The organism is Bradyrhizobium sp. (assembly GCF_035484855.1).
Taxonomy (GTDB): Bacteria; Pseudomonadota; Alphaproteobacteria; order Rhizobiales; family Xanthobacteraceae; genus Bradyrhizobium.
Window position 1 is genome coordinate 43,351 of the sequence record NZ_DATHOP010000210.1, and the last position, 8,245, is coordinate 51,595.

An 8,245-nucleotide genomic window follows, 5' to 3' on the forward strand; every position below is an offset into this window, starting at 1 on the left:
CCTTCTGGCTGGTCATTTTGTCATGTTAGTCGGGAAATACGGCCGCGCAAACGACGCTTCGGCAGCCAATGGTATTAGATGCCGCAGGGCAGCATGAACCGGTCCACGCGCGGCTGCCGCGCCGGCGCCGCGCAAGGGGCCGAAAACGGCCCCGAAGAGTTCCTAAAATTTCCGTAAGCCGGCCGCCGGTAACGATTTCGCAAGCAATAAAAGTTACCAAATGGTCAACCTTTACTGGAGATTTGCAAGTGAGCGAGCAACAGGCCGAGCAGAGCAGTACTGAAACCAGTGCCCTCAGTGCCGCGCCAGAGGCTTCCAGTTCCGTCGACGGGAAAGACACGCCCGTGATCGCTTCGGCCCTGGAAGCCGGGGTCGAATCTCCCACCATCGCGCCCGACCACGAGGCGCCGAAGCCGGATTTGCCCAAGATGAACATGCCGAAGGCCGAGCCATTCAGGGTTGAGCCGGCCAAACCTGACATAGCCGGTGCGGCCGAACCGGATGCGCCGCGGATGCCCGGCAAATTGATGATCATGTCGCCCGGCGAGCGCGCCTGGCACGGCGAGGAGGCGGCGGCGTCGAAAGCCGAGCCGAGTTCCGGATCATCCGGCAAGCGCCGTTTCGGCGCCATGGCGGCGGTGGTTGCGCTGGCTACCGTGGCGGGCGCAATCGGTGGTGCGCTCGCGACCTCAGGCATCGAACGCTACTTCGGCAGCAACGTGGTAGCATCGAACAATAGCACCTTGGAAACCTCGGTCGCGCGGATCGATGCCGATGTCCTGGCGCTGAAGGTCAGTGTTGAGCACACCGCCAAGATGGGCATGAGCCAGTACAACAAGACCAGTGACCGGCTCGACAAACTCGAGAAGGCGCAAGCCGAGCCCAATGCCAAACTCGCCAAGCTCAGCGAGGCCGTGGACAAGCTGCGCGTCCAGCCCGCAACGGCTGCTCCGGTCGTCGCTGCCGCCACACCGGCCGCGCCTGCGCCGGTCGCCGCGGCGCCGGCCGCGCCGAAGGAAGTCACGGGATCGATCGCGCCTCCCGCGGCGGCGCCTACCGCTGCGCCGAAAGTCGAAGTCGGCCGGTTGCCGACGATCGATGGCTGGGTGCTGCGGGACGTCGGTTATGGCGGTGCGCTGATTGAAAGCCGGCGCGGGACCTACGAAGTCTATGCCGGAGACATGATCCCGGGACTGGGCCGGATCGACGCGGTCCGGCGCCAGGACGGACACTGGGTCGTCGTGACCAGCAAAGGCCTGATCGTCGCGCGCTAACGCCTGTTGCTTCACCGTGACGTGAAGCGACGGTTCCGAGGCGTCCGGCTTGCCGCGGGACAGCCCGTGCGCTTTTCGGCTATTTTCCCGAAACGCCATCCGCGAGACGCCTGGAATGAGGCGTCCACCACGGTGTTTGTCGGGATATGGACCGCGTGCGACTTGTTCTCTCATTGCTGATTTTGCTCGCCGGCATTTTGCCTGTGCGCCATGCCCAGGCTGGGCCGGCGCTGGAGCGCGGAACCGCGATCACCGATCCGCTGGCCTTGCGCGAGCTTGATCATGGAAGATTTGGCCTGACCCGAATCATGCTGCCGGCGGGATCGAGTAGCGCGCCGCTCACCAACAGCCAGTTGTTCGCGCTTCCGTCGATGGTGGCCGTGCGCAAGGCGCTCGATCTGGAGTTCGACCGATATATCGCACGGCATAGCGCCAGCCTGCCCAACGAGACCATCGGGGTCGGAACGTCCTTTGATTTTCAGTTGTTCGAGCGCGCGCTGCTTGATTCTCCCGATGCGCGCTTCGTGCTGGCGGGCATCGTCAACCGGATGGACCGCGCCTATGTGCAGGAGGCGAGCTGCGGTGAAATCCGGCTGATCTATCGCCTGACGCGAACCGATCTGCCGGAGACGGCCGGCGAGGGCGCGGTCTCACCGCGGCTGCCGATGACGCTGAATGTGGTGTTGAAGGCCAAGGGCGACCTTGCGATCGACGGCGACGGCAAGGCCGTCACCTGCGCCGAGATCGCGCGACGCTGGCTCGCTGCCGGCGAATTGCCGCTGACGGGAGCCGACCTTGCGGAAAAACTGACGGCGAAAGACGGCGCGCTGGATCTGATCGGGCCGGAGAATATCGAGCGCATCGAAACCAATCTCCAGATCGCGCATGCGCCGAAATCCGCGGTGAGGGATTTTCGCACCGACTATCTCCTGAAGGTATTCGACTTCAACAGGCAGTCGGGCGCATTCGAGGAATCGCCGCTCGAGAACCAGATCGACCGCGACCGGATTTTGGCCGACGAACCGCTCGGGCGCGAGTTCAAGGCGTGGCTGCTCGATCCTGCGCATTTTGCCGAACTCGATCGCGGCACGATCCTGATCCCCGAGAAATTCCTGGCCAAGGGCGCGATCGCCCCGACCCCGGTCGGATTTTCGAATTCGGATCTGCAGCCCGCCTTCGGTCTGGTGCAGGGCGATGGCGCTTCGGCGTCCCCTCTGTTCACCGAGAATGACGTCGTCACGGCCCTGAAGCAGGCCGCCGAGCGCGGGGACGGCCTGCAGAACATCCGCTCAGTCGCGGGCTTCGAGCGTCGGCTCAACGACGTCACCTGCGCAGGCTGCCATCAGACCCGCGGTATCGGCGGCTTCCATTTCCCCGGCGTCGACTGGATGGCGGCCAAGCCGGACAATTCGATCGTGGTTCCGGCCTCGCCGCATTTCTTCGGCGACCAGATCCGCCGCCGCGATGTGCTCACCGCGCTGCGCGACGGCAAACTACCGGACTATTCGCGCGGCTTCGCCAGCCGTCCGCAGCTGCGCGGCAGCACGGAACTGGCGGGAACCGAATATGAGGACGGCTGGGGCGCGCACTGCTATGTCCAGCACGCGGTCGCCGCCGACAACGACAAGAGCTTTGCCTCATGGACCTGTGCCGAGGGGCTGGCATGTCAGGCGATGGGCGCGTCGCGGATGGGGATGTGCTTCGTCAAATAACACGTGCGATCATTCGATCGGTCAGATTGACAGTAGGCTCACTAATCTGTTTCATCCCGGCAACCGCCTGATAACACGCGCCGGGGAGGCAACATGGACGACGTCATTATCGTCGGCGCCGGCATTGGCGGTTTGACGCTCGGGCTCGCGCTGCACGCCGCCGGCATCCCCTGCCGCATTTTCGAATCGGCAGCCGAGATCAAGGCGATTGGCGTCGGCATCAACCTGCTTCCGCACGCCACCAAGGAGCTTGCAGCCCTGGGGCTGGAACAAGCGCTGGCAAATGTTGCGATCGCGACCAGTGATGCGACCTTCTTCAATCGCTTCGGCCAGCTGATCTATCAGGAGCCGCTCGGCTGCGCGGCGGGCTACGAGCATCCGCAATTCTCTGTCCATCGCGGCGACCTCCAGATGGTCCTGCGCGACGCCTTCGTTGCCCGCGCGGGAGCCGATTGTCTGGTCACCAACCATCATTGCCTCGCCGTCGAACAGGATGAAACCGGCATCAGCGCTATTTTTTCCGACGGGCCGGGAGGGGCGAGCCGCTCCACCGTGCGCGGCGGGGTTGCGATCGCCTGCGACGGCATCAATTCCGCGGTCCGCAAGCAGTTTTTTCCCGACGAAGGCGAGCCGCGCTATTCCGGCGTCAACATGTGGCGCGGCGTGACGCGATGGCAGCCGATCTTGTCGGGCGCCAGCATGGTGCGGGCGGGATGGCTGTCGCATGGCAAGATGGTGATCTATCCGATCCGCCCCACCGGTGCGGACGGATTGCAACTCGTCAACTGGGTCGCCGAGATCGAGACGCCGGTCTATCGCAAGCGCGACTGGAACCGGACAGGCTCACGCGAGGATTTCATCGGCGCGTTCGCCGACTGGCATTTCGACTGGCTCGACGTGCCGGCCTTCATCCGCGCTTCCGACAGCGTGCTGGAATTTCCGATGGTCGATCAGGATCCGCTGCCGCGCTGGAGCTTTGGCCGGGTGACATTGCTCGGCGATGCCGCGCACCCGATGGTGCCGCGCGGCTCCAACGGCGCGGGGCAGGCGATCCTGGATGCGCGCGCGCTGACCTCGGCGCTGCTCGGACACGGCGATCCCGTCGCAGCGCTGGCCGCTTACGAGAAGCAGCGGCTCGAGGCCACCACGCGCATCGTACTGACCAACCGCACCAACCCGCCGGACGCCATCCTGCGCGAGGTGTTCCAGCGGACCAGGGACCAGCCTTTTGCGGCCATCGACGACGTCATCAGCCGCGAGGAACTGCTGGCGTTATCCGAAGGCTACAAGAAGATTGCCGGCTATTCGAAGGAAGCATTGCGGACGAGGTGAAAACGGCCGTCATTCCGGGATGGTGCGTAGCACCAGACCCGGAATCTCGAGATTCCGGGTTCAATGCTTCGCATTGCCCCGGAATGACGGAGGCCGGATTTGCTTGGTCGCTTCACGCAGAGACGACAGTAGGGGGAAACAACGATGACGATTTCGGAAGTGCAGGGCGGCGCACCGCAGATCGATGTTGCCGAGTTCATCGACCAGCAGCCGGTCGGCGGATTTCAATTGAAGCTGCTCCTGACCTGCGCGGCGGTGCTGTTTCTGGATGGGTTCGATACCCAGGCGATCGGCTATGTCGCGCCGGCTCTCGCAAAAGAATGGGGCCTGACCAAGGGCGCGCTCGGGCCGGTGTTCTCGGCTGGCCTGTTCGGGCTGATGATCGGCGCGCTGGTGTTCGGGCCGCTGGCGGACCGCATCGGGCGCAAGAACATCATTATCTTTTCCACGCTGGCGTTTGGCATCGGCGCGCTCGTCACCGCGTTCGTCCAGGACGTCAACTCGTTGCTCGCGATCCGGTTTCTGACCGGGCTCGGGCTCGGTGGGGCGATGCCGAATGCCATCGCCATCACGTCGGAGTTCAATCCGCGCCGCCGCCGCGCCACCATGGTGATGATCATGTTCTGCGGCTTCTCGGTCGGCGCGGCGCTCGGCGGCCTGCTTGCCGCGGCGCTGATTCCGCATTTCGGCTGGCGCTCGGTTTTCATCATCGGCGGCGTAGCCCCGCTGCTGCTGGCTCCGATCCTGGCGCTGCGGTTGCCTGAATCAGTACGGTTCCTCGCGCTTACCGGGCACGCCAATCAACGCGTCGCCGAGTTGCTCGGGCTCATCAACCCGAAGGCGGCTTTTGCGCCGGCCACGCAATTCGTCGTGCATGAACCGCATCTGCCGGGGATTCCGGTGCTGCATCTGTTCCGGGAAGGCCGAACCCTGGTCACGCTCTTGTTGTGGGTGGTGTTCTTCATGAGCCTGCTCGACATCTATTTCCTGGCGAACTGGCTGCCCACGGTGCTCAACGACCTCGGCGCCTCGGTCTCGGAAGCCGCGGCGATCGGATCGATGCTGCAGGTCGGCGGCGTGGTCGGCACCTTTGCGCTCGGCAGCATCATCGATCGCTTCTCGTTTCGCGCGCTGGCGCTGGTGTATTTCATCGCGGTGTTCGCGGTCGGTGCGATCGGCGAGCTTGGGCACAACGCTTTTTTGATTTGGGTGGCCGTTTTTGCCTCCGGTTTCTGCGTCGTCGGCGGCCAGATCGCGGCCAACGCGCTGGCTGCGGCGTTCTATCCGACCTCGGTCAGGGCCACCGGCGTCGGCTGGGCGCTGGGGATCGGGCGCGTCGGCTCGATTGTCGGGCCGCTGGTTGGAGGTGTGCTGCTGACCATGAAATGGAGCACGGAGTCGGTCTTCATGGCGGCTGCGGCCGCGGCCCTGTGCGCGGCGCTGGCGGCGTTTTCGCTGAGCCGGATTGCCGGGCTGGGAGGCAGCGGCAAGGGCGCCGCGGATGCGCAGGCGTTCGAGGCACCCTTGCGCCCATCGACGACGGCGGGCGTCTAGGCTAGGTTGCGCGAACTGGAAGCGTGAGCGGCAGGTCGACCTGATGGCGGGGAGGGCAGGCGGTGAGCGATAGCGAGAACAAGCAGCGAAATCGTGAAATCGCCGAGAATGAAGCCGACCGGCAAACCGTCGGCGACATCCGCGTCAGTGCATGGGCGATCGCGGCCGCGGTGATCATCGCGCTCGCGGCGGTCGGCTGGGTGCTGATCCACAATCACTAGCGGACGTCTTTGCCGTCAATCGGCAAGCTTATTTCAAATCCCGTCATCCTGAGGAGCGCGCCCCCTTGAGCGCGCGTCTCGAAGGACGGCCGCATACACCGCCCTCATTCATCCTTCGAGGCTCGCGAATGCTCGCACCTCAGGATGACGGCGCCGTTCACGCCACCGCGCCCGACGCCCGCAATTGCCGGATCGCCGCCTCGTCGTAGCCGGCCGCGCGCAGAATCTCGTCGCTGTGCTCGCCGATGCCGGGCGCGCGCCGCGGTTTGACCTTCTGGCTGCCGTCGACCCAGATCGGGCTGTTGATCGTCAGCATGGTGTCGCCCTCGAACGGCACCAGCACATCGTTGTCGATCATCTGTTGGTCGCCCGGAATATCGTCGAGGATGCCGACCACGCCGAACACCAGCCCGTTGCCGTCGAGGATCCTGCGCCATTCCGCGAGGTCCTTGGTGGCAAAGATCCCGTCGAACAATTTTATCAGTTCCAGCGAACGCGCGTGGCGGCCGGGCCTGGTCGCAAATCTTGGATCGGTGATCAGATCCTCCCGTTCCATGCAGCGCGCCAGGGTCGGCCATTGCCGGTCCTCGTTGAGCAACGACAGGATCAGCCAGCGGCCATCCCTGCACTTGTAGTGATTGGTGACCGCGTTCAGCGCGTGCTCGCGCGTACGCCGCGGCTGGAATTTGGCGCCGCATAATTTTGCCTGTGCCAGCACGCCGCTGGCCCAGACGCCGTTGGCCATCAGGTTGGAACTGACATGCGAGCCATGGCCGGTGCGCTCGCGCTTGTAGAGCGCGGTGACGATGGCGCCGTAGAACGCCATCGCGCAGGGGTGGTCGCCCATCCCGGCGACCGAGCGCGCCGGCGTGGTGTTCTCGTCCGCGCGCACCAGATCCATCAGGCCCGAGCGCGCCCAATAGGCGTTGCTGTCGAAGCCGGGCTTGTTGGCTTCCGCGCCCTTTTCGCCGTAACCGGTGAACGACGCGTAGACCAGTCGGTCGTTGAGCGGCTTCAACTGCTCGTAGGTGATGCCGAGCCGCGCGCGCACCGCGGGCGGAAAATTGGTGATGAAGACGTCGGCCTCGGCGGCAAGGCGGTACAGCACCGCCTGTCCCTCCGGTTTCGACAGATCGAGCGCCAGGCTCTTCTTGTTGCGGGATTCCAGCATCCACGCGAAATTGTGCGGACTGGCGGGGTAACCCGGCAGGTTGGTCAGGTTGCGATAGGGATCGCCCTGGCCGGGCGGTTCGATCTTGATGACGTCGGCGCCGAAATCCGACAGCACGGTCGCGGCCGCGGGCGCCGCGATGAAACTCGCGCAATCCAGAACCTTGAGGCCTTCGAAGATGCCTTTTTCCATGGTGGCCGTCGCTCCCGTGACGTTTGTTGGTCTTATTCCGCGCGGTGGAATCGCTCTATATCAGCGGCTTTGAACGGCGCATTTGACCGATGTTGGCCGCGAGATGCAACGGGTGAAGTGTGGCGCGCCGCAAACAACGTCGTCATCCTGAGGAGCCGCGCCTTTGCGCGGCGTCTCGAAGGATGGCCGCATACACCGGGCTGTCATCCTTCGAGGCTCGCCGAAGAGGCTCGCACCTCAGGATGACGATCTCACTCCGTATCCGACAGCAGCGCGGCATTGCCGCCCGCCGCCGCTGTGTTGATGGTGATGGTCTGCTCCGTCGCAAAGCGCGTCAGATAATGCGGGCCACCGGCCTTGGGGCCGGTGCCCGACAAGCCAAAGCCGCCGAACGGCTGAACGCCGACCACCGCGCCGATCATGTTGCGGTTGACATAGACGTTGCCGACGGCCAGCCGGTCGATCACGGCTTCGATCGTGTCGTCGATGCGGGAGTGAATGCCGAGCGTCAGCCCGTAGCCGCTGCCTTCGATCGCCTGCAGCACGCGCTCGAGGCTGTCGGCGGCATAGCGCACCACATGCAGCACCGGTCCGAACACTTCCTCGGTCAGTTCTCCGGCGTCGGTCAATTCGAAGATATGCGGCGCGACGTAATTGCCGGCGGGAGCGATGCCTGCGTAATGCACGCGGGCCTCGCGTTGCATGCGTGCAATATGCGCCTGCAGCCGCTGTTTCGCCTCGGCGTCGATCACCGGCCCGATCTGCGTGGCACTGTCGCGTGGATCGCCG

General features: G+C 64.6%; 7 protein-coding genes. 5 read left to right on the forward strand and 2 right to left on the reverse strand.

Going from position 1 to position 8,245, the window contains the following annotated elements:
- The first annotated feature begins 248 nt into the window (after positions 1-248).
- The 5 genes from VK804_RS24175 (at position 249) to VK804_RS24195 (ending at position 6,093) form a co-directional block, all read left to right on the forward strand.
- Complete coding sequence (locus VK804_RS24175; protein ID WP_325374926.1) at positions 249-1,274, forward strand: hypothetical protein; 1,026 nt, start codon at positions 249-251, stop codon at positions 1,272-1,274.
- 146 nt (positions 1,275-1,420) lie between these two features.
- Entirely contained in the window at positions 1,421-2,986 is a 1,566-nt protein-coding gene (locus tag VK804_RS24180) for a hypothetical protein (RefSeq protein WP_325374927.1), read from the forward strand.
- A 93-nt stretch (positions 2,987-3,079) separates the two neighbouring features.
- Entirely contained in the window at positions 3,080-4,318 is a 1,239-nt protein-coding gene (locus VK804_RS24185; RefSeq protein ID WP_325374929.1) for a flavin-dependent oxidoreductase, read from the forward strand.
- Between the two features lie 144 nt (positions 4,319-4,462).
- Positions 4,463-5,872, forward strand: a complete 1,410-nt coding sequence (locus VK804_RS24190) for an MFS transporter (RefSeq protein ID WP_325374930.1) — start codon at positions 4,463-4,465, stop codon at positions 5,870-5,872.
- A gap of 62 nt (positions 5,873-5,934) precedes the next feature.
- Positions 5,935-6,093 (forward strand): hypothetical protein, encoded by a 159-nt coding sequence (locus VK804_RS24195; protein ID WP_325374932.1) that lies wholly within the window; start codon positions 5,935-5,937, stop codon positions 6,091-6,093.
- Positions 6,094-6,250: 157 nt separating this feature from the next.
- Here the strand turns inward: VK804_RS24195 and VK804_RS24200 are convergent, their stop codons facing one another.
- Positions 6,251-7,456: a CoA transferase gene (locus VK804_RS24200; protein ID WP_325374934.1), complete on the reverse strand. Its 1,206-nt coding sequence runs from the start codon at positions 7,454-7,456 to the stop codon at positions 6,251-6,253.
- Positions 7,457-7,707: 251 nt separating this feature from the next.
- On the reverse strand, positions 7,708-8,245 hold a 538-nt coding region (locus VK804_RS24205), incomplete at its 5' end, for an aldehyde dehydrogenase family protein (RefSeq protein ID WP_325374936.1).

Excerpts from the sequence above, each read along its gene's own strand:
- VK804_RS24180 (WP_325374927.1), top strand. The coding sequence starts at position 1,421 with ATGGACCGCGTGCGACTTGTTCTCTCATTGCTGATTTTGCTCGCCGGC.
- VK804_RS24185 (WP_325374929.1), top strand. The coding sequence starts at position 3,080 with ATGGACGACGTCATTATCGTCGGCGCCGGCATTGGCGGTTTGACGCTC.
- VK804_RS24190 (WP_325374930.1), top strand. The coding sequence starts at position 4,463 with ATGACGATTTCGGAAGTGCAGGGCGGCGCACCGCAGATCGATGTTGCC.
- VK804_RS24200 (WP_325374934.1), bottom strand. The coding sequence starts at position 7,456 with ATGGAAAAAGGCATCTTCGAAGGCCTCAAGGTTCTGGATTGCGCGAGT.